This is a genomic window from Mycobacterium sp. (assembly GCF_035633495.1).
Taxonomy (GTDB): Bacteria; Actinomycetota; Actinomycetes; order Mycobacteriales; family Mycobacteriaceae; genus Mycobacterium.
In genome coordinates, this window is the sequence record NZ_DASQEU010000044.1 from 87,707 (window position 1) to 105,394 (window position 17,688).

The following is a 17,688-nucleotide window of genomic DNA, read 5'->3' on the forward strand; positions in this document are numbered from 1 at the left end:
GCTCGCCCGGATGTCAAGGCTGCGGCGATGGGCGCTGAGCTACCGCTTCCGGCGGAGGATCGCCCGCAACTTGTCGAGCCGTCCGGCGATGTCACGCTCGGCGCCGTGCGTCGTCGGCCGGTAATAGTCGACGCCAACCAGCTCGTCGGGCGCATACTGTTGCGGCACAATGCCATCCGGGTCATCGTGGGGGTACGAGTAGCCCTGCGCATTGCCCAGTGCCGCCGCTCCCGAATAGTGGCCGTCCCGCAGGTGCGGCGGCACCAGCCCCGCCTTTCCCGCCTTGATGTCCCCCATCGCTGCCGACAGTGCCATCGTCACCGCGTTGGACTTCGGGGCCGTCGCCAGGTGCACCGTGGCGTGGGCGAGCGTCAGCTGTGCCTCGGGCATGCCGATCAATTGCACGGTCTGCGCGGCGGCCACGGCGGTCTGCAGCGCCGTCGGGTCGGCCATCCCGATGTCCTCGCTCGCCAGGATCGTCAGCCGGCGCGCGATGAAGCGGGGGTCCTCCCCCGCGGTCAGCATCCGCGCGAGGTAGTGCAGCGCGGCATCGACGTCGGACCCGCGTACCGACTTGATGAAGGCACTGACGACGTCGTAGTGCTGATCGCCGTCCCGGTCGTAGCGGACGGCGGCCTTGTCGAGCGACTGTTCGATGACCTCGACCGTTACGTGCTCGCCCGCCTCGGCGGCGACCTCCAGCGCGGTCAACGCGCGTCGCGCGTCCCCGGCGCCGAGCTGCACCAGTAGTTCGACGGCGTCGGCGTCGACGGATACCGACCCGCCGAGGCCGCGCGGATCGGCGATGGCACGCTCGACGACCACCCGCACCGCGTCGGCGCCGAGCGGCTGCAGCTGCAGGATCAGCGAGCGTGACAGCAGCGGTGCCACCACCGAGAACGACGGGTTCTCGGTGGTCGCCGCCACGAGCAGCACCACGCGATTCTCGACGGCGGCGAGCAGGGCATCCTGCTGAGTCTTGGAGAACCGGTGCACCTCGTCGATGAACAGCACGGTCTGCTTGCCGTGTACCGCGGCCCGACGCGCGACGTCGATGACGGCCCGGACGTCCTTGACCCCCGCCGACAGCGCCGAGAGCGCCTCGAACCGGCGTCCCGTCGCCTGGGAGATCAGCGAGGCGAGCGTCGTCTTGCCGGTGCCCGGTGGTCCGTAGAGGATGACCGACGCCGCCCCGGAACCGTCGACGAGGCGCCGTAGTGGAGACCCGTCGCGCAGGAGGTGGTCCTGACCGACCACCTCGTCGAGGCCTGCCGGGCGCATCCGGACGGCCAGCGGGGATGACGGCCCGCCACCGGGGATGCCCTCACCCTCGCCCGGTTCGGGAGCCACGTCGAACAGACCATCGGCCACCGGACAGGCTTACCACGACGTGTCGACGCCGCCGAACCCAGAGAGCACCTCAGTCGCGGAGCGTGCGTCCGTCCGAATCTGGGACCCTGCCCACCAGAATCAGGATCGCGTCGATCAGCGGCCAGATTCCACAGGTCAACCACGACAGCAGCAGCATCGCCACGCCGAGACCGGTGTAACCCAGGTAGAAGCGTCCGATGCCGAAGGTGCCGAGGAACAGCTGCAGGAGGCCCGCGACGAGCTTGCTCTTGTCCGACAGCGGCCGACCGTAGGCGTCCACACCGAACGGCCCGGCGGGGTACGGCGGTGGATAGCCGCCGTACGGCGGCGGTGATCCGTAGGGCCCGGGAGGCGGTGGAGGCGGAGCGTCGTACGAACCGACCGGGGGCGGCAACGACGGATCCGAATCAGGAGGCGGCAGGTATGGCGGATCCGAACCGTAGGGCGGCGGTGGCACTGACATGCCACGGATGATGTCCCATTCCCGTGTCCGCGTCCACCATCGGTACGCGTCCGTCCGGAATTCGCACCGCGCGGCAGGACATTCCTGTCGGATCCCCCGCGGTTCGTCAGGGAGCCGTGACGAAGTCGATCAGTTCTTCGACGCGACCGATGAGCGCCGGCTCGAGGTCGTTCCAGTCCCGCACCGTGCCCCGGATCCGTCGCCAGGCGGCGGCGATGTCGGCCTGGTTCGAGTGCGGCCACCCGAGCGCGTCGCAGATGCCGTGCTTCCACTCCACGCCGCGCGGAATGACGGGCCACTGCTTCAGACCGAGGCGCGCGGGCTTCACGGCTTGCCAGACGTCGACGTAGGGGTGGCCCACCACCAGGGTGTGCTCTCCGCCGGGACCACGCCTAACCGCGTCGGCGATGCGGGCCTCCTTGGACCTGGTGACGAGGTGGTCGACGAGAACGCCGAGCCGACGGTCGGGGCCCGGTTCGAAGTCCCGCACGATGGCGGCGAGATCGTCGATGCCGCCTAGGTATTCGACGACGACGCCCTCGACGCGGAGGTCGGCGCCCCAGACCTGCTCGACGAGTTGGGCGTCGTGCCGACCCTCGACGTAGATGCGGCTCGCCAGCGCCGTCCTCGCTCGCGCGCCTGCGACGGCAACCGAGCCCGACGCCGTCCGGGCCGGGCCTGCCACCGCCTTCGGCTTGGGCGGGGTGAGGATCACCGGCTTGCCGTCGACGAGATAACCTGGGCCGACCGGGAACGGGCGTCTGTGCCCGTCGAAGTCCTCGACCTCCATGCGGCCGTACTCGACGCGGACGATGGCGCCGACATACCCGGTCTGCAAGTCCTCGACGACCAGACCGATGTCGGCTGCCATCTCGGTGGAGCGCACGCGTTTGGGGGCGTGAGGATTTCGGGCCAGGACGTCGGAGCCGTATCGATCGTTCACGACGGCGAGCCTAGGAACGATCGCTGCGGTTAGTCCGTCGCCGCGCCGAATCCGTGACCGATCAGTGACCGGCATGCCAGCTGGACGTCGGCAACCGCCTGGAGTGCGTCGAGTTCACCGCCCACCGTCCAGGTCAAGACGCCGAACGTCACCTGCTCGACGAGCCGGGCGGCGCGAAGGTGGTCCTCGGTCGGGTGCACCACCCCCGCGGTCGCGAGGATCAGGTCGCGCATGGCGTGATCTCCGGTGGCGCCGGCGCGTGCCCGCACGGCCTGGGTGGAGGTGATCATCGCGTGCGCAAGGTGCGGGTGCCGCAGGAGGTTCCGGCATGCCCCAGCCATCAGGTCGCCGATCGCCTCGGCGGGGTCGACGGGTGCCCGGACGTGCCCGGCAGGTGTGGCAAGTGCGGCGACCTGGGCATTGAGCACGGCCGCGAAGACGTGGTACTTCGACGGGTAGTACCGGTAGAGCGTGCGAAGGGCCACCCCGGCGTCTGCGGCGATCTCGTGGGCGGCGATCCGATCGATCTCCCTGGTCCGTCCGAGCCGGGTGGCCGCCTCGAGGATGGCGGCGCGACGGGCCTCCTGGTCATCGGTCGACGGCAGAGCAGGAGACCGCCGCTCACCGATTCGCGCCATCCCGCCAGTATCGGCACGGCGTGCGGGCACGCCGCGCGTGTACCGCTCAGCGGGACGACGCGGCCGGCTGACGGGTCGGTTTGCGACGATCGCCGGATGCTCGACGCAGCCAGATACGGTCCGTGGGCGTTGATCGCGGGCGGATCCGAGGGTGTGGGCGCCGAATTCGCCCGGCTCGCCGCCGAGTCCGGGATCAACCTCGTCCTGATCGCCCGCAAGCCGGGTCCGCTGGCGGCGACGGCGGACGCCTGCCGCAAGCTCGGCGTCGAGGTGCGCACACTGGCAGCGGACCTCGTCGAACCAGGCAGCATCGACCTGATCGCCGAAGCGACGGCTGACCTCGACGTGGGTCTGCTGATCTTCAACGCGGGCGCGAACACGTACAGCGAGGAGTTCCTCGACGGCGATCTGCACGCCTTCCAACGCGTTCTCGACCTCAATCTCGGGGCGATGATGGCGCTGGTCTCACACTTCGGCCGCCCGATGCGCGACCGCCGGCGCGGGGGTCTGTTGCTGGTCGGGTCGATGGCGGGTTACCTCGGGTCGGTGCGCCATACCGTGTACGGCGGCGTCAAGGCATTCGGACGCATCTTCGCCGAGAGTCTGTGGTTGGAGTTGCGCGAGTACGACGTGCATGTCCTCGAACTGGTGCTCGGTGTCACCAGGACACCCGCGATGGAACGGGTCGGCCTGAACTTCGACGTCCCCGGCCTGAAGGTGGCCGAGCCGGCCGACGTCGCTCGCGAGGGCCTCGAGCAGTTGGCGCACGGTCCGGTGTTCATCGCGGGCGGCAATGACGCCGACGTCGCCCGAAGGAACGGGGTCGACCGCGCCAAGGTGGTGCTGGGCACGCATCGCTTCATGCAGAAGCTCATCGGCCCGCGCTAGCCGAGCGCGCGACGGATGCGAGCTGCCGCATCGAGGGCCAGCGGTAGGTGGCGATGACCGGAGACGTTGTCGGGCAGCACTATTCCGACCGCGGCCCGCGCGTCGACGGTCGCCGCCACCGACGTGAGGCCAGGCGCATAGTCACCCGCACGTATCAGTCCCCCGGCGCGGCGCACGCGGTGCAGGTCGACGCTCGCATCCAGACCGACGTCCTCCGGCGGCCGCGCGGCCAGGATTGCCAGGCCCAGTGCGACGCGCTCAGCCCGGCTTCGCGAGCCCACCCTGGTCGGCACCCGGTCCGCAGACGCCCCACCCAGCTTGTCGACGTGCAGCACGTCATCGCCGTCGAGGACGCCGAGGTGCACCACGGCGTTGGTGAGGACGTGGAGTCGGTGCAGGGCCGGTGCGGCGGCCTCGCGCAGCCGCAGATCGGCCGCGTCGCCCGCACCCCACGACATGGCCCTGGCGCCCAGTCCATAGCCATTTTCGTTGTGGCACAGCCATTTCAACCGGACCAGGTGATCGAGGATGCGGTGTGTCGTCGACCGCGGCAGGTCTGCCCGATCAGCGATCTGATCGAGACTCAGACCCGTGGTGGCGTCATCGAACACGTCGATGATCGAGGTCACCCGGTCGACCATCGTCATTGCGCGCTCCGCCGTTGACAAGAATTGGTTCTACCCAGTCGAACACGCTAACGGTCCCGGTGATCGGGACGCAAGCCCCGGGCAGGCCTGGCCCGCGGTACAACCCGGGCGTGCGAATCGGACTGTCGACCCCCGTGGTGATGCGACTACCGGGAGCGACGTCCGACTGGGAACGCGACGGGGACATCGAGCAGATCGCCGGCATCGCGGCGGTGGCCGACGATCTCGGATTCGACTTCCTGACGTGCCCCGAGCACGTCGTCGTCCCAAGGGACGCTGCGGCCCAACGGGGATCCACCTATTGGGACCCGTTGGCGACGCTCGGCTTCCTCGCCGCCCGCACGTCGCGCATTCGGTTGGTGACGGCGGTCCTGGTGCTCGGATACCACCATCCACTGGAGATCGCGAAGCGCTACGGCACCCTGGACCGCGTGAGCGGTGGCCGGTTGGTCCTCGGCGTCGGAGTGGGTTCGCTGGCCGAGGAATTCGCGCTGCTCGGGGCGGAGTGGGACGATCGGGGGCCGCGGGCCGACGACGCCATCCGCGCCCTGCACGCGTCGCTGTCCACCAATACCCCCGCCTATGACGGCGAGTTCTACCGCTACGACTCCGTGATCGTGGACCCGTGTGCGGTCCAGTCGCACGTACCCATCTGGGTGGGTGGGCGGACCCGCCGATCGCTGCGGCGTGCCGCCACCCTCGCGCAGGGTTGGATGCCGTTCGGGCTGGGCCCCGACGAACTGGCCAAAATGCTTGCCGCCGTTGATCTTCCGGAGGGATTCGACGTGGTGCTGGCATGCGGCCCCGTCGACCCACTCGGCGCCCGCGACGACACCCGACGACGGCTGAAGGTCCTGGACGACCTCGGCGCGACCGCCGTCACCTGCGCAATCGCGGCGGACTCCGCCGACCACTACTGCGACCAACTCGCGGCGCTACGTGCGCTCGCCGACGACACCGAGGGCTGACACCGTGATCGAGGAACAGCTGGCAGAGCTCGCGGAACGACTGAGTCGCATCGAAGACGAACGCCAGATCGAAAGGATGATCGCGTCCTACGGTCCCCTAGTCGACGCAGGCGAGGCCGACGCCACCGCCGACCTGTGGGCCGTCGAAGGTACCTACGACGTCGAAGGCTGGCCGATGCGCAGCCGAGACGACGTGGCGGCGATGGTCCGGTCGGATGCGCATCAGGGACTGATCGGGCGGGGCTGTTGTCACTTCCTGGGCCCCGCCGTCGTCACCGTCGACGGGGATGACGCGGTGGCGGTGTGCGAGTCTGCGTTGCTCGTCAAGAGCACCAAGGGTTTCAACGTGTATCGCGCCGGTGCCAACCACTTCCGCTTGCACCGCATGAACGGGCGCTGGCAGATCGTGCACCGCACCACCCGCGCGCTCGACGGCGGAACCGATGCGCGGCGCCTGCTCTCGTCCGGCGTCACTGGTCGAGCCCTGTGAGCGGGCTACTGGACGACCGGGTCGCCTTGATCACGGGCGGGGCGCGGGCATCGGTGAGGGCATCGCACGTCGCTTCGCCGACGAGGGCGCCCGGGTGGTCGTTGCCGAACTCGACGAGGAGGCAGGCCGCGCCGTCGCCTCCGAGATCGGGGGCCTCTTCGTCCGCACCGACGTGTACGACCGCGCTCAGGTCGAATCCGTAGTCGCCGCAGCCGTTTCGGAGTACGGGTCGATCGACGTGTTGGTGAACAACGCCTGGGGCGGCGGGGCGATCGGTCGGGTCGAGTCGAAGACCGACGATCAACTCGCGAGTGGCATCGCGGTCGGCTACTACGGTCCGTTCTGGGCCATGCGCGCCGCGTTCGGCCACATGAAGGAACGCGGCTGGGGCCGCGTCGTGAACATGTGCAGCCTCAACGGTGTCAACGCCCACATGGGATCCCTGGAGTACAACGCCGCCAAGGAGGCGCTGCGCGCGTTGACTCGCACGGCCGCCAGGGAGTGGGCACCGGCCGGGGTGACCGTCAACGCGATGTGCCCGGCTGCCAAGAGTCGCGCCTTCCTCCGCGCCATCGGCGATTACCCGGAACTGGAAGCACTGGCCGACGCTGCCAATCCGATGGGGCGCATGGGTGATCCGTACGACGACATCGCACCCGTCGCGGTGTTCCTGGCGTCCGAAGGCGCGCGCTACCTGACCGGCAACGCGCTGTTCGTGGACGGAGGCGGCCACATCAACGGCGTGGCCTGGGCCCCCGACCTCGACGCGGTCTAGGCGCGATCGGAAGTGATGTCGAAAAGCACCACTTTGTCTTGGACCTTCGTGATCGTAAGGTGCGCGACGAAGTCCACGCCCTTAGATGTGGTGTACGTACAGTCGAACGTCACATCGACCTTTGCCTCGACGTCGGAGGGGCATTCAACGGTCGACACAGTGACATCTGTGTTCTTCGCGACGGCGTCCTTGACGGACTGTTGTGCGCTATCCGCATCTACCGTTGACTTACCGTCGCCGCAGCCAGTGAGACCCAGCACGGAGATACCAACGAACAGCACCGCGTGAAAGCGGGACCCGCGAGTTTGGATCATGCGCGTGATGCTCCCTTGATATTTGCCTGCAGGTCAATCCCTGGACCCAAACCACCGTCACACATTGATCCGTCACACATTGATACGGACAGATACGGCTGCTCCACGTGATTCAGGCGAGCTTGGTCTCGATGTCGTACCAGACGCCGCCGATCAGCGCAGGCTGTTCGCGGCGCACGCGGCCAGGCTGCACAACGACCACCCGCTGCGATTTCGGGAGCGCTACGTGACTGCCAAGGCCAGCGAGGACGGTAACGTCGCAGCCGAACGGGAGATCATCGCGACAGTGATGGACCTCGGCGCGCGCTTGCTCGAGGACGAGGCGGCAACCACCCATGGCTCCCCGCGCGCGAATGGACCCTGCGGGTACATCGCGCAGCCACCGATGCCGGTGTCCGACGGGTGGTGATGACGTCGTCGTTCGCAGCCGTCGGGTACAGCCCGAAGCCTGCCGGCGCGGCCTACGACGAGACCGACTGGACCGACCCGTCGACACCCAACTCCCCGTACGTGAAGTCCAAGGCGCTCGCCGAGCGCGACGCGTGGGCCTTCGCCGCCGCCAACGACATCGAGCTGAGCTCGCCACGTCGGTGCAGATCGTCAGGGGCTGTTGAACGGCACGCCGCCCGCACTGCCCCACGCGTCGTTCGCGTTGGTCGACGTCCGCGACGTCGCCGATCTACACGTCATGGCGCTGACGAACCCGCTCGCCGTCGGTCAGCGGTTCGTGGCCGCAGCCGGTCAACTCATGACGTCTCCAGAGATTGCAGCAATCCTGCGATCCCGGCTCGGTCCCGCGGGACGTCGCGTGCCACGGCGGACGGCACCCGACTGGCTGGTGCGAACGGCCGCCCTCGTGGTGCCCGCACTGCGGGAACGCGCCGGCCTGCTCGGAGAACCCCAACTGATCTGCGCCACCAAGGCCATCGAAGTGCTTGGCTGGCAACCGCGTCCAGTGGCCGACACCCTGGTCGCCACCGCCCAGAGCCTGCTGGACGGCGGGTTCGTGCGCGGCTAGCCCGCGCTACCGGCGGCGGCCGCGAGCTTGGCCGGGTCCGACGTCACCTCGTCTATGACGGTGTGGATGAACCGCATCTTCTCGAGCACCTTCGCCGGTAGCACGAACGGGTACAGATCGTCGTGGCCCATGGACCGGTTCACCATGTTGAGCGCCCACGACAGCGGCAGCCACATGTCGATGATCGAATCGAATCCGCTGGGCCCCAGGTTTCGTCGCTCGAACGTCGCCGAGGCAGGCGCGAAGCTGAAGGCGGCGGCGGTGTCCAGCGTGTCGCGAATGTGCAGATAGTGCGCGAACGTCTCCGCCCAGTCCTCGGCGGGGTGCATGGTGGCGTAGGACGAGACGAAGTTGCGCTCCCAGCCGGGCGGCACACCCTGGCTATAGTGCCGGTCCAGTGCCGCTTGGTAGTCGGCCTCGGGTTTGCCGAACAGTTCGCGGGCCGTCTCCTGGTACTCCGGTGCCGTGCCGACGAGTCGGTAGTAGTAGTAATGCCCGATCTCGTGGCGGAAGTGTCCGAGCAACGTGCGGTACGGCTCGTCCATGGCGATGCGCAGCTGCTCGCGGTGCACGTCGTCGCCCTCGGAGAGGTCGAGGGTGATGACGCCGTCCTCGTGACCGGTGAACACCTTCTCGAACGCACTGGACAGCAGATCAAACGCGAGGCCGTAGTTCGGGTCCTCATCACGTCCGACGATGGGCAGCTTCAGGTCCACCAGCTCCACGATCAACCGCCGCTTGGCCTTCTCGGCGATCGCGAAGGCCGCCATGGCCGGTTTGTCGGCGTCTCTGGGGCGCAGGCGGGTCAGCGCGCACGACGTGCACATCCCTGGCACCGGGTCCACTCTCACCAGCCAATTGCATTCGGCCGCATGCAGATTGGCGCACAGCTGGTACTCGCTGGCGTCGACGGCGCCGCCATGCTCGCTCTCGGCGCCCGACGCGATGACCAGGAAGGCCATGTCGTCGAGAGAGAAGCCCAGTTTGCTCTTGCATGCCAGGCACACCGAATTCTCGAACGACAGGTGCTGGCCGCAGTTGGGGCAGATGAAGTCACGCATGAAGGATTCCTCCGTCGAAGGGCGCCACGTCGACGGATACGTCGATCTTGCTGCTCTCCGAGTCGGTGTAGATGATGCCTCGCAGCGGTGGGACGTCGGCGTAGTCGCGGCCGAAACCGACTACGACATAACGCTCGTCGACCATTTGATCGTTGGTCGGGTCGAACCCCAACCACTGATTCTGCGGTGTCCACACGGATGCCCAGGCGTGTGTCGCATCGATCCCGACCATGCGTTCCCTTCCAGGAGGCGGGTCCGTCGCGAGATAGCCTGAGACGTAGCTGGCGGCGAGACCATTCGAGCGCAGGCAGGCGATCGCGAGCCGCGCGAAATCCTGACATACCCCCTCACCAGCAGCCAAAACCTCGGCGACCCGGGTGGACACCGTCGTCGAGCCCGAGCGATAGGTGAAGTCGTGATTGATCCTGTGATTGAGGTCCCGAAGCACCTCGATCAAGGGTCGCCCGGGTTGGAAACTGGGTGCGGCGTAACCGCGGACGGCTTCGGTGATCTCGGGTTGCTGGAGGTCGAGGGTGAACTCGACCGCCAGGGCACCATCGGTGCCGACGGGACGCGCGATCTCCCACGGCGCGAGGGCCGATCCACTCGAATAGAGCCCCGCGGGCGGCGGGTCTACCTCGACGACCGAGTGGCTGGTGATGGTCAGGGCCCGATGACGTTGGGTGACATGGAAGTACGAGCTGACGTTTCCGTAGCCGTCCCGACTCGTCGAACTGTCGGCTGCCTCGGGTTCGATGACCAGCTCGTGGGACAGGCAGCGCTGCCGGGTGGAGTCACGCGGCGTGAGGAAGCCGCGGCCGTAGGAGCTGGTGACGTCGTCGGAGTAGTGATACATCGTCCGGTGCGTCACCTCGTAGGTCCTGCCGGCGACGACGGAGGTCGGGCCCATTTCATATCCCCGGTCGCTTCGCCCCTGCCCGCCGTACCCATCCCCCGAGTCGCTGCGCTCCTGCCCGCCGTACCCATCCCCCGAGTCGCTGCGCTCCTGCCCGCCGGACGTCACGGCAGGCTCCTCCGTTCATCGGGACCCCACAGCGGCTGCATTCCGCCGGGCAACGACAGGTGCGTCGCGGTGATCAAACGCGACAGCTCACGCAGATCGGCGTGAATTCCGTTCAGCAGGCCGTCCAACTCGGCCCGCGTGCCGTCGGTGATGTACTCGAGGTCGGCGGGATCGAGCCGACGCAGCCGCGCGGCGACCTCGTCGATGAGCCGCTCGGGGCGGGTCGATCCCGAGGACGACGGAAGCGCCTTGAGGTTCACGCGCAACCGTTCGAACTGATACGCCAGCGAGCGCGGATTCTCCTCGTCGAACATCACCAGGTCCGCCACCGCGGCCACGCTCACCTTGCCGAGGGTGCGCCTGCGGTAGCTTACCGACGACTCGAACGCCACCAGCGTCGACTCGGTGATGGTCTGCTCGGCGCCTGGGCTTCGGACCGTGGTCAGCGTCGCGCGCATCAACGCGGCCAGCCAGATCCCCCGCTCGATGCGTTTGCCGATGTCCATCATCGTCCAGCCGACGTCGTGCACCATCGACTCCGCCGCGACGCCGGACAGCGCCAGCATCCCCGCGAGGGTCTGACTGTGGGCCGCCGCGAGGTAGCCCTCGCCTTCGGTGTGGGAATCCGGCGGCGTCACCGAAGGACGCATGACGGCACGGTCGACCGCGGCGAGCACCATCCACGTGTCGTTCGACATCTGGTCGCGCACGGCGCGGGCGGCCAGCCCGAGTCGTTCCACGGACTGCGCCAGGGACCCGGCGCGATGACGGTCGGCCGTCAGCGCCCACAGCGTGGTTGGCGCGATTGCGATCATCTCGGCGTCGTCCCCCGCGGCCCCGGTGTCGGTGCCGGTGATGCGCCCGAGCGCGGCGAGCAGCACCGGCACGCACTCACTGCCCGGCATCTCTTGGCGGTAACGGAATTCGTGGTACCGCTCCCGCGTCACGTTGAGCAGCCTGGCCATGCTCTCCGCGCGTTCGGAGTAGCGACCGAGCCAGAAGAGGTCGGACAACACACGCGGCGAGCTGATCGCGCCGGTCGGGCTCGGTGTGATCGCGGGCAGTTCCACCGAGGCCACGGGCGTACGCTCGGCGGTGGCCCGGGTCGGCGTGCGGACCCAGATGTCCTTGGCGGCAATGGTGTTCATCCGGTAGGCGGCATTGCCCGGAGCAAGGAGGTAGCCGAGACCGCCGACCATCGGCGCGTAACCGCCGCGCTGCGCAACCGTGAACAGCCGCATGCCCGTACTCCCCGGTGACAAGCCGTTGGCCACATGATCCGTTGGCGCCGAGGAGAACTGCGGCAGTTCCTGACCCACCCACTGCCACGGGGTGGCGCCGATGCGCGCCGCCAACTCGTCGCACTCCCCGGTCGACAGCGACGGGCCGACGATCGGCTCACCCCCCGTCACCGGCCGGATGAGCAGTGACGGCAGATGGTTCAGCAGATGCGACCTTTCGACGTCGATGCCGCCCCAGTACATCGGCGCCATGTTCAACTGCGGCCGCTCACCGAGCAGAAGCTCGGCGAGCTCGGGCAGAAAGCGCTGCAGCCCTGGGCTTTCCAGGATGCCGCTACCGAGGGTGTTGACGACGGTGACGGCGCCGCGACGCAGCACCTCGACGAGGCCGACGACGCCGAGTCGCGAATCCGCCCGCAGGTCCAGCGGATCGGCATAGGCGGCATCCACCCGGCGCAGCACGACGTCGACACGCTTGAGCGTGCCGAGGGAACGCATCCACAGCTTGCCGTCGCGCACCACCAGGTCCGCACTCTCCACCAGCGGGAAGCCGAGCAGGCTCGCCAGGTAGGCCTGATCGAAGGCCGTCTCGGAGTGGATGCCCGGGCTGAGCACGACGACGACCGGCTCCTCCGCGGATTCCGGTGCGGCGTCGATGAGCGCCAGTCGCAGCGCCTGCGCCCACGGTGACGCCGGCCGCGGGCTGATCCGTTCGTACAGATCCGGGAACGCGTGCGCGACGACCCGCCGATCGGCCAACGCGTAGCCGGCCCCCGACGGCGCCTGCGTCCAGTCGGCGTTGACGAGGAACTCGCCCGACCCGTCGCGGCTGACGTCGACCGCGTGCAGGAACAGCTGGTGACGGCCCGGCACCGCGATGCCACGCGCGGCGCGGAGGTAACCGGGGTGGGAGAACACCAACTGCGGCGGCAGCACCCCGCTGATGATGGACCGGCGCGCCCCGTACAGGTCGGTCAGGACGGCGTCGAGGACGCGGGAGCGTTGCACCAGACCGGATTCCAGGGTGTCCCAGTCCGCCGACGAGATGAGCAGCGGCAGCGCGTCGAGGTGCCACGGGCCGGGAACCTGGGTGCCGTCCCCGTTGGTGACCGCGTCGGCGCTGGAACTCCCCGCCTGGCCGCTGCGCTGCTGCCCACCGGGATGGTCCACCTGGACGAACGTGATGCCGTCGTTCTCGACCAGGCCGCGCACCACCGTTCGCAGCCGCTCGAGGCCGAATCGGCCGCGCTCCCCCACGCATTCGGCCAGTTCCTGCCACGCGGGGCGCACGTTACCGGCCGGGTCGACGAACTCGTCGTAACCGCTGCTGGGCCCGTCACGCACGTCGAACAGCGATTTCTGCGCGCGAACCGCGCGGTACTGCGCCAACAAGTCATCGGCGCCGGCTCCACCATCGAAGCCGGCGCCGGTGACGACGGGAATGGGCTCCGGTGGGCCGCTGGCGCGTAGAACCATCACCGCAGAACGGTACGCACCCGGCGGAGGTCCACGATGCCCGGCGCGCCCACGTCGGTGGATTGACGTGCTTGCTTCTCCCGAATGACGGACATGTCGACCCGACCGGGAGTGAATCCGGTTGCCTCGAAGCGCCTGCCACGTCGCGACTCCGCCTCGACGGCATTGACGGGCGGGTTGTCGTAGGCTCGGCCGCCGGGATGGCTGACGTGGTAGGTGCATCCGCCGCGCGACGTCCCAGTGGCGGTGTCGATGAGCTCGAACCGGAGCGGGCTGTCCACGGTGATCGTGGGATGCAGGGCGCTCGGCGGCTGCCAGGCGCGGAACCGGACACCGCCGACCTGCACGTCGGAGTTGCTGGTGGCCAGCAGCGGGATCGGGTAGCCGTTGGCGGTGACGACGTATCGGTGCCGGTCGGCCCCGATCAGGCGGACTTGGAGGCGCTCCACCGATGAGTCGACGTAGCGGGCCGTGCCGCCCGCCGTGGACTCCTCACCGAGGACATTCCACGGTTCGATCGCCCCGCGCAGTTCGATCTCGACCCCATCGAACACCGCGGTGCCGACGCGCGGAAAGCGGAACTCGGTGAAGGGGTCGAGCCAACTGGTGTCGAAGTCGATGTCGTGGGCCCGAAGGTCGGCGGCCACGTCGGCGATGTCTTGAATGATGAAGTGCGGCAACAGGTACCTGCCGTGAAGGTTGGCTCCGTGTCGAATGAGCGGTGCCCGCAGCGGCTGGTCCCAGAACCAAGCGACGAGCGACCGCACCAGCAGTGATTGCACCATCGCCATCTGGAAGTGCGGCGGCATCTCGAAGCCACGCAACTCCAACAACCCCAGCCGTCCGCGTGCGCTGTCCGGGCTGTAGAGCTTGTCGATGCAGAACTCGGCGCGGTGGGTGTTGCCGGTGATGTCGGTCAGGAGGTGGCGCAACGCCCGGTCGGTCACCCACGGCTTCGCGGACGCCGAACCGCTTGTCAGACGGTCGATCTCGGCGAAGGCGATCTCGAGCTCGTACAGCGACTCCGAGCGCCCCTCGTCGACGCGCGGCGCCTGCGAGGTGGTGCCGATGAATCGCCCGGAGAACAAGTAGGACAGGGACGGGTGCCGCTGCCAGTACGTCAGCATCGACACCAGCAGGTCTGGTCTGCGCAGCATCGGCGACTCGGCCGGGGTGATGCCGCCGAGGGTGATGTGGTTGCCGCCGCCGGTGCCTCCATGAGTGCCGTCGAAGTCGAAGGACTCCGTCGACAGGCGTGCGAGTCTTGCTTGTTCGTAAAGAGTTTCGAGCTGTTCGCGCTGTGCGGCGAAGCTGACAGTCGGCGCGACGTTGACCTCGATGACACCGGGGTCGGGGGTCACCGACATGGACGTCAGACGGGCATCCGGCGGTGGGCCGTACCCCTCCACCACCAGGGGGCAGTGGGCCTTGGCGGCCGCCGCCTCGAGGCGCGTGACGATGTCGACGAAGTGCTCGAGTTCCTCGGTCGGCGGCAGGAAGACGTAGAGCACCCCGTCGCGGACCTCTGCGACCATGGCGGTGATGGGTGCGCCGTCGACCTCTTCGACCTCGGCGTCCTCGGCTTCGGTGCTGCCGCTCAGCGCCCCACGGGGTGCCAACGGATCGGCGTCGTGCGACGCGCGAGGCGGCTGCCAACTGATCGCGTCCAGTGGAAGTCGCAGGCCGGCAGGTGAATCCCCGTCGAGCAGGACGATCCGCCCCCGGCGGAACTGCCAGTCGGCACTCGCCCAGCCACCGTCGTCTTCACGACGGTGCAGTGGCAAAACGTACGCGCTCGGTTCGGTCACGGATTCGTCGAGCCGGGCCAACAACTCGGCCCTGGCGGCGGGAGTGTCGGCCTCGAGGTCGTCGGGTTCGGCCACCAACTGACCGGCAGGCTGGCGAACTGCCGCGGCCAACCGGCTGAGCGGGTCTTCGTAGGCGGGCCGCACCTGCGAGGCGGGCAGTCCCAACCCGGCGGCGATGGCGCCCAGGACGTGAAGGCCCGCGTCGGGCGCGACGGGGTCACTCTGCTGTTCGGCCCACGGGTCGGCCAGCAGTGCGTCGTTCTCCCATAGCGGCTGCCCGTCGGCCCTCCAGTGCAGGCCAATCTGCCAGCGCGGCAACGGTTCTCCGGGGTACCACTTGCCTTGACTGCGCTGCACCAGGCCCTGCGGCGCCCAGCTGGCCTTGAGCCGGGCGGCCAGCACCGACGCGCGTTCGCGCTTGTGCGGTCCGTCGGCGTCGGTGGTCCATTCGGGATCGACCTGGTTGTCGATCGACACGAACGTCGGCTCGCCACCCATCGTCAACCGGACGTCACCGGCGGCCATCCGCGCGTCGACGGCGGCCCCCAACTCGACGATCGAATCCCACGCGGCGGGCGTGTAGGGCAGCGTGACCCGCGGATCCTCGTGCACGCGGGTCACGACGTTGGAGAAGTCCAGCGTGGTCTCGCAGGGCTCGGTGGCACCCGTGATCGGCGCTGCGGACGCCGGGTGTGGTGTCGCCGAGAGCGGGATGTGCCCTTCGCCGGCGAACAGAGCGGACGTGGGGTCGAGGCCGATCCAGCCCGCCCCGGGGATGTACACCTCGGTCCAGGCATGCAGATCGGTGAAGTCCGCGACGGGCCCCGACGGGCCGTCCAGCGCCTTGACGTCCGAGGTCAACTGGACGAGGTAGCCCGAAACGAAGCGGGCGGCCAGGCCCAGCTCGCGCAGCACCGACACCAGCAGCCAGGCCGAGTCGCGACAGGAGCCGATCGCGGTCCGCAGCGTGTGGTCCGGGGTCTGCACACCGGGTTCCATGCGCACGCTGTAACCGACGTCGGCATTGATCGCGCCGTTGAGCGCCACGAGGAAGTCGATGGTGCGCGTCCCCGGGCGCACGGTGAAGTTCCTGACCCAGTCGCTCGTGAGCTCCCCCGGTCCCGAGCCCTCGCCGTCCTCGTCGACCGGCCGCAGATACGGCTTGAGGTCTTCCAGCAGCGCCTTCGGGTACTCGAAGGGCCACTTCTCCGCGAACTCCTCGATGAAGAAGTCGAACGGGTTGATGACCTTCAGGTCGGCGATCAGGCCGACCGTGATGGTGAGCTCCCGCGTGCGGCTGGGAAACACGAGCCGAGCCAGGAAGTTTCCGAACGCGTCCTGCTGCCAGTTGACGAAGTGGTCCGCCGGCTCGACCTGAAGCGAATACGCCTCGATCGGGGTACGCGAGTGCGGCGCCGGACGCAGACGGACGACGTGTGGATAGACCTGTACCAGTCGGTCGAACGTGTAACTGGTGCGATGCTCCAGCGCCACCTTGATACCCATAGGGGTTGATCCCACCACACCCGCCACTGCGCCGCATGTGGCGCGTCACCCATGTTGCGGCTTCAGGTCTGAGCCGACCGGGGAATCAGGTTGCCGCGCGGTCGCACCACGAGAACGACGACACCGGCCACTACGATGCCGACCAAGTTCACGACCAGCTGGAGAGCCGATTTCGCCGCGACGTCCCAATCCCCGAGGATCGCCGCCACGGCGGCGAATCCGGCCGCGGGCACCGTGGTGACCGAGATGAAGACGCCGACGAGCGCGGCGGACTTGGCGGAGACCAGCGACAACATGCCTGCGGCGCCCGCCAATAGCGCGACCACGAGCGAGACGGGCCCGACCTGGAAGATGAAGTCCACCTCGGTGAGACGTCGCACGGTGTCGAGGCTGACCCATCCGAGGGCCTCACCCGCCAACGTGGCCAGCGCTGTGATGCCCATCGCGACGGGAAAGCCGACGACGAGGGCCAAGAGTGCGCGCCGGGCCAGTTCCCAGCGCCTCTGGACGATCGCCACCGCTACCGCCGCGAGCGGCCCGAACTCGGGACCGAGCACCATGGCGCCGACCACGGTGACGGTTGAGTCGGTCACCGCACCGATCGCGGCGATCAGGCAGGCCAGCGTCAGGAACAGCACGAACGTGACGGACAGGGTCGACTCTTCACGGGTACGCCCGATCAGCTCGTCCCACAGCAGGGCGTCAGCCGGATCCCCCTCCGCGGCGTCCTCGGCACGGTGTGCCCGCGTCGACAACACGGTGTCCAGCACTTCCAGCGTGATCGCTCCCCGGTGCTGCACGTCGAGCTCCTTGAGCTGCCTGATGAGTCTGTTCGCACACTCGCGCGCGACGTCGGCGGTGATCTCGTCGCCGACGGGCTCCAGCGCGGCGCCGGGATGGAGCAGGAGGTTCGCCACCCCGACCTCGCCTCGCAGGATGCCGATCACCTCGTCGCGGAGGTCCTCGGGCGCGATGACACGCAAGTGCAGCACGTGGCGCACGTTAGCCCGTGCGCCGAACGTTCAAACCATCTGTCGCTAAATGTGGGCACTACACA

General features: G+C 68.5%; 16 protein-coding genes and 2 pseudogenes. 7 read left to right on the forward strand and 11 right to left on the reverse strand.

The genetic code is table 11. The features are described from left to right. Positions 1 to 39: 39 nt before the first annotated feature. The 4 genes from VET27_RS07085 to VET27_RS07100 form a co-directional block, all read right to left on the reverse strand. Positions 40 to 1,371, reverse strand: coding sequence for a replication-associated recombination protein A (locus VET27_RS07085; protein ID WP_526516485.1), 1,332 nt, complete (start codon positions 1,369 to 1,371; stop codon positions 40 to 42). A 49-nt stretch (positions 1,372 to 1,420) separates the two neighbouring features. After that, positions 1,421 to 1,834, reverse strand: coding sequence for a TM2 domain-containing protein (locus VET27_RS07090; RefSeq protein ID WP_526516487.1), 414 nt, complete (start codon positions 1,832 to 1,834; stop codon positions 1,421 to 1,423). Between the two features lie 106 nt (positions 1,835 to 1,940). Further along, the gene (locus tag VET27_RS07095) at positions 1,941 to 2,777 is read right to left on the reverse strand and encodes a DUF3097 family protein (protein WP_526516489.1); all 837 of its coding nucleotides are present in this window, start codon (positions 2,775 to 2,777) and stop codon (positions 1,941 to 1,943) included. A 29-nt stretch (positions 2,778 to 2,806) separates the two neighbouring features. Beyond that, on the reverse strand, positions 2,807 to 3,415 hold the full coding sequence (locus VET27_RS07100; RefSeq protein ID WP_526516491.1) for a TetR/AcrR family transcriptional regulator: 609 nt from the start codon (positions 3,413 to 3,415) through the stop codon (positions 2,807 to 2,809). 96 nt (positions 3,416 to 3,511) lie between these two features. Here VET27_RS07100 and VET27_RS07105 point away from each other — a divergent pair, with 96 nt between their 5' ends. Further along, on the forward strand, positions 3,512 to 4,303 hold the full coding sequence (locus VET27_RS07105) for an SDR family NAD(P)-dependent oxidoreductase (RefSeq protein ID WP_526516493.1): 792 nt from the start codon (positions 3,512 to 3,514) through the stop codon (positions 4,301 to 4,303). Here VET27_RS07105 and VET27_RS07110 read toward each other — a convergent pair. Next, positions 4,300 to 4,950, reverse strand: a complete 651-nt coding sequence (locus VET27_RS07110; RefSeq protein WP_526516495.1) for an IclR family transcriptional regulator — start codon at positions 4,948 to 4,950, stop codon at positions 4,300 to 4,302. The genes VET27_RS07105 and VET27_RS07110 overlap by 4 nt on opposite strands. 110 nt (positions 4,951 to 5,060) lie before the next feature. Here VET27_RS07110 and VET27_RS07115 point away from each other — a divergent pair, with 110 nt between their 5' ends. The 3 genes and pseudogenes from VET27_RS07115 (at position 5,061) to VET27_RS07125 (ending at position 7,183) form a co-directional block, all read left to right on the forward strand. Further along, the gene (locus VET27_RS07115; RefSeq protein ID WP_526516497.1) at positions 5,061 to 5,918 is read left to right on the forward strand and encodes an LLM class F420-dependent oxidoreductase; all 858 of its coding nucleotides are present in this window, start codon (positions 5,061 to 5,063) and stop codon (positions 5,916 to 5,918) included. A gap of 4 nt (positions 5,919 to 5,922) precedes the next feature. Beyond that, positions 5,923 to 6,408, forward strand: a complete 486-nt coding sequence (locus VET27_RS07120) for a nuclear transport factor 2 family protein (RefSeq protein ID WP_526516499.1) — start codon at positions 5,923 to 5,925, stop codon at positions 6,406 to 6,408. Further along, positions 6,405 to 7,183: pseudogene (locus VET27_RS07125) on the forward strand (SDR family NAD(P)-dependent oxidoreductase). Before VET27_RS07120 ends, VET27_RS07125 begins: the two are co-directional and overlap by 4 nt. On the opposite strand, the gene VET27_RS07130 reads toward VET27_RS07125, so the two are convergent. Then, a complete protein-coding gene (locus VET27_RS07130) occupies positions 7,180 to 7,497 on the reverse strand; it encodes a DUF4333 domain-containing protein (protein ID WP_526516501.1) in 318 nt (105 codons plus the stop codon). The pseudogene VET27_RS07125 and the gene VET27_RS07130 sit on opposite strands and share 4 nt — an antisense overlap. 226 nt (positions 7,498 to 7,723) lie before the next feature. Here VET27_RS07130 and VET27_RS07135 point away from each other — a divergent pair, with 226 nt between their 5' ends. The 3 genes and pseudogenes from VET27_RS07135 (at position 7,724) to VET27_RS07145 (ending at position 8,515) form a co-directional block, all read left to right on the forward strand. After that, positions 7,724 to 7,906, forward strand: a complete 183-nt coding sequence (locus tag VET27_RS07135; RefSeq protein ID WP_526516503.1) for a hypothetical protein — start codon at positions 7,724 to 7,726, stop codon at positions 7,904 to 7,906. Further along, positions 7,906 to 8,088: pseudogene (locus VET27_RS07140) on the forward strand (aldehyde reductase); the annotation flags it as partial. The gene VET27_RS07135 and the pseudogene VET27_RS07140, both read left to right, overlap by 1 nt. A 19-nt stretch (positions 8,089 to 8,107) precedes the next feature. Beyond that, on the forward strand, positions 8,108 to 8,515 hold the full coding sequence (locus VET27_RS07145) for a hypothetical protein (protein WP_526516551.1): 408 nt from the start codon (positions 8,108 to 8,110) through the stop codon (positions 8,513 to 8,515). On the opposite strand, the gene VET27_RS07150 is transcribed toward VET27_RS07145, so the two are convergent. The 5 genes from VET27_RS07150 to VET27_RS07170 form a co-directional block, all read right to left on the reverse strand. Further along, entirely contained in the window at positions 8,512 to 9,576 is a 1,065-nt protein-coding gene (locus VET27_RS07150) for a zinc-binding metallopeptidase family protein (protein WP_526516505.1), read from the reverse strand. The genes VET27_RS07145 and VET27_RS07150 overlap by 4 nt on opposite strands. Next, positions 9,569 to 10,486, reverse strand: coding sequence for a transglutaminase-like domain-containing protein (locus tag VET27_RS07155; RefSeq protein ID WP_526516545.1), 918 nt, complete (start codon positions 10,484 to 10,486; stop codon positions 9,569 to 9,571). Before VET27_RS07155 ends, VET27_RS07150 begins: the two co-directional genes overlap by 8 nt. A gap of 110 nt (positions 10,487 to 10,596) precedes the next feature. Further along, complete coding sequence (locus tag VET27_RS07160; protein ID WP_526516547.1) at positions 10,597 to 13,317, reverse strand: circularly permuted type 2 ATP-grasp protein; 2,721 nt, start codon at positions 13,315 to 13,317, stop codon at positions 10,597 to 10,599. Beyond that, positions 13,317 to 16,631 (reverse strand): transglutaminase family protein, encoded by a 3,315-nt coding sequence (locus tag VET27_RS07165; protein WP_526516507.1) that lies wholly within the window; start codon positions 16,629 to 16,631, stop codon positions 13,317 to 13,319. The genes VET27_RS07160 and VET27_RS07165 overlap by 1 nt, the downstream gene beginning before the upstream one ends. A gap of 62 nt (positions 16,632 to 16,693) precedes the next feature. Beyond that, entirely contained in the window at positions 16,694 to 17,623 is a 930-nt protein-coding gene (locus tag VET27_RS07170; protein WP_526516509.1) for a DUF389 domain-containing protein, read from the reverse strand. Between the last annotated feature and the right edge of the window lie 65 nt (positions 17,624 to 17,688).

Excerpts from the sequence above, each read along its gene's own strand:
- VET27_RS07150 (WP_526516505.1), bottom strand. The coding sequence starts at position 9,576 with ATGCGTGACTTCATCTGCCCCAACTGCGGCCAGCACCTGTCGTTCGAG.
- VET27_RS07105 (WP_526516493.1), top strand. The coding sequence starts at position 3,512 with ATGCTCGACGCAGCCAGATACGGTCCGTGGGCGTTGATCGCGGGCGGA.
- VET27_RS07130 (WP_526516501.1), bottom strand. The coding sequence starts at position 7,497 with ATGATCCAAACTCGCGGGTCCCGCTTTCACGCGGTGCTGTTCGTTGGT.
- VET27_RS07100 (WP_526516491.1), bottom strand. The coding sequence starts at position 3,415 with ATGGCGCGAATCGGTGAGCGGCGGTCTCCTGCTCTGCCGTCGACCGAT.
- VET27_RS07165 (WP_526516507.1), bottom strand. The coding sequence starts at position 16,631 with ATGGGTATCAAGGTGGCGCTGGAGCATCGCACCAGTTACACGTTCGAC.
- VET27_RS07160 (WP_526516547.1), bottom strand. The coding sequence starts at position 13,317 with ATGGTTCTACGCGCCAGCGGCCCACCGGAGCCCATTCCCGTCGTCACC.
- VET27_RS07155 (WP_526516545.1), bottom strand. The coding sequence starts at position 10,486 with ATGGGCCCGACCTCCGTCGTCGCCGGCAGGACCTACGAGGTGACGCAC.
- VET27_RS07090 (WP_526516487.1), bottom strand. The coding sequence starts at position 1,834 with ATGTCAGTGCCACCGCCGCCCTACGGTTCGGATCCGCCATACCTGCCG.
- VET27_RS07110 (WP_526516495.1), bottom strand. The coding sequence starts at position 4,950 with ATGACGATGGTCGACCGGGTGACCTCGATCATCGACGTGTTCGATGAC.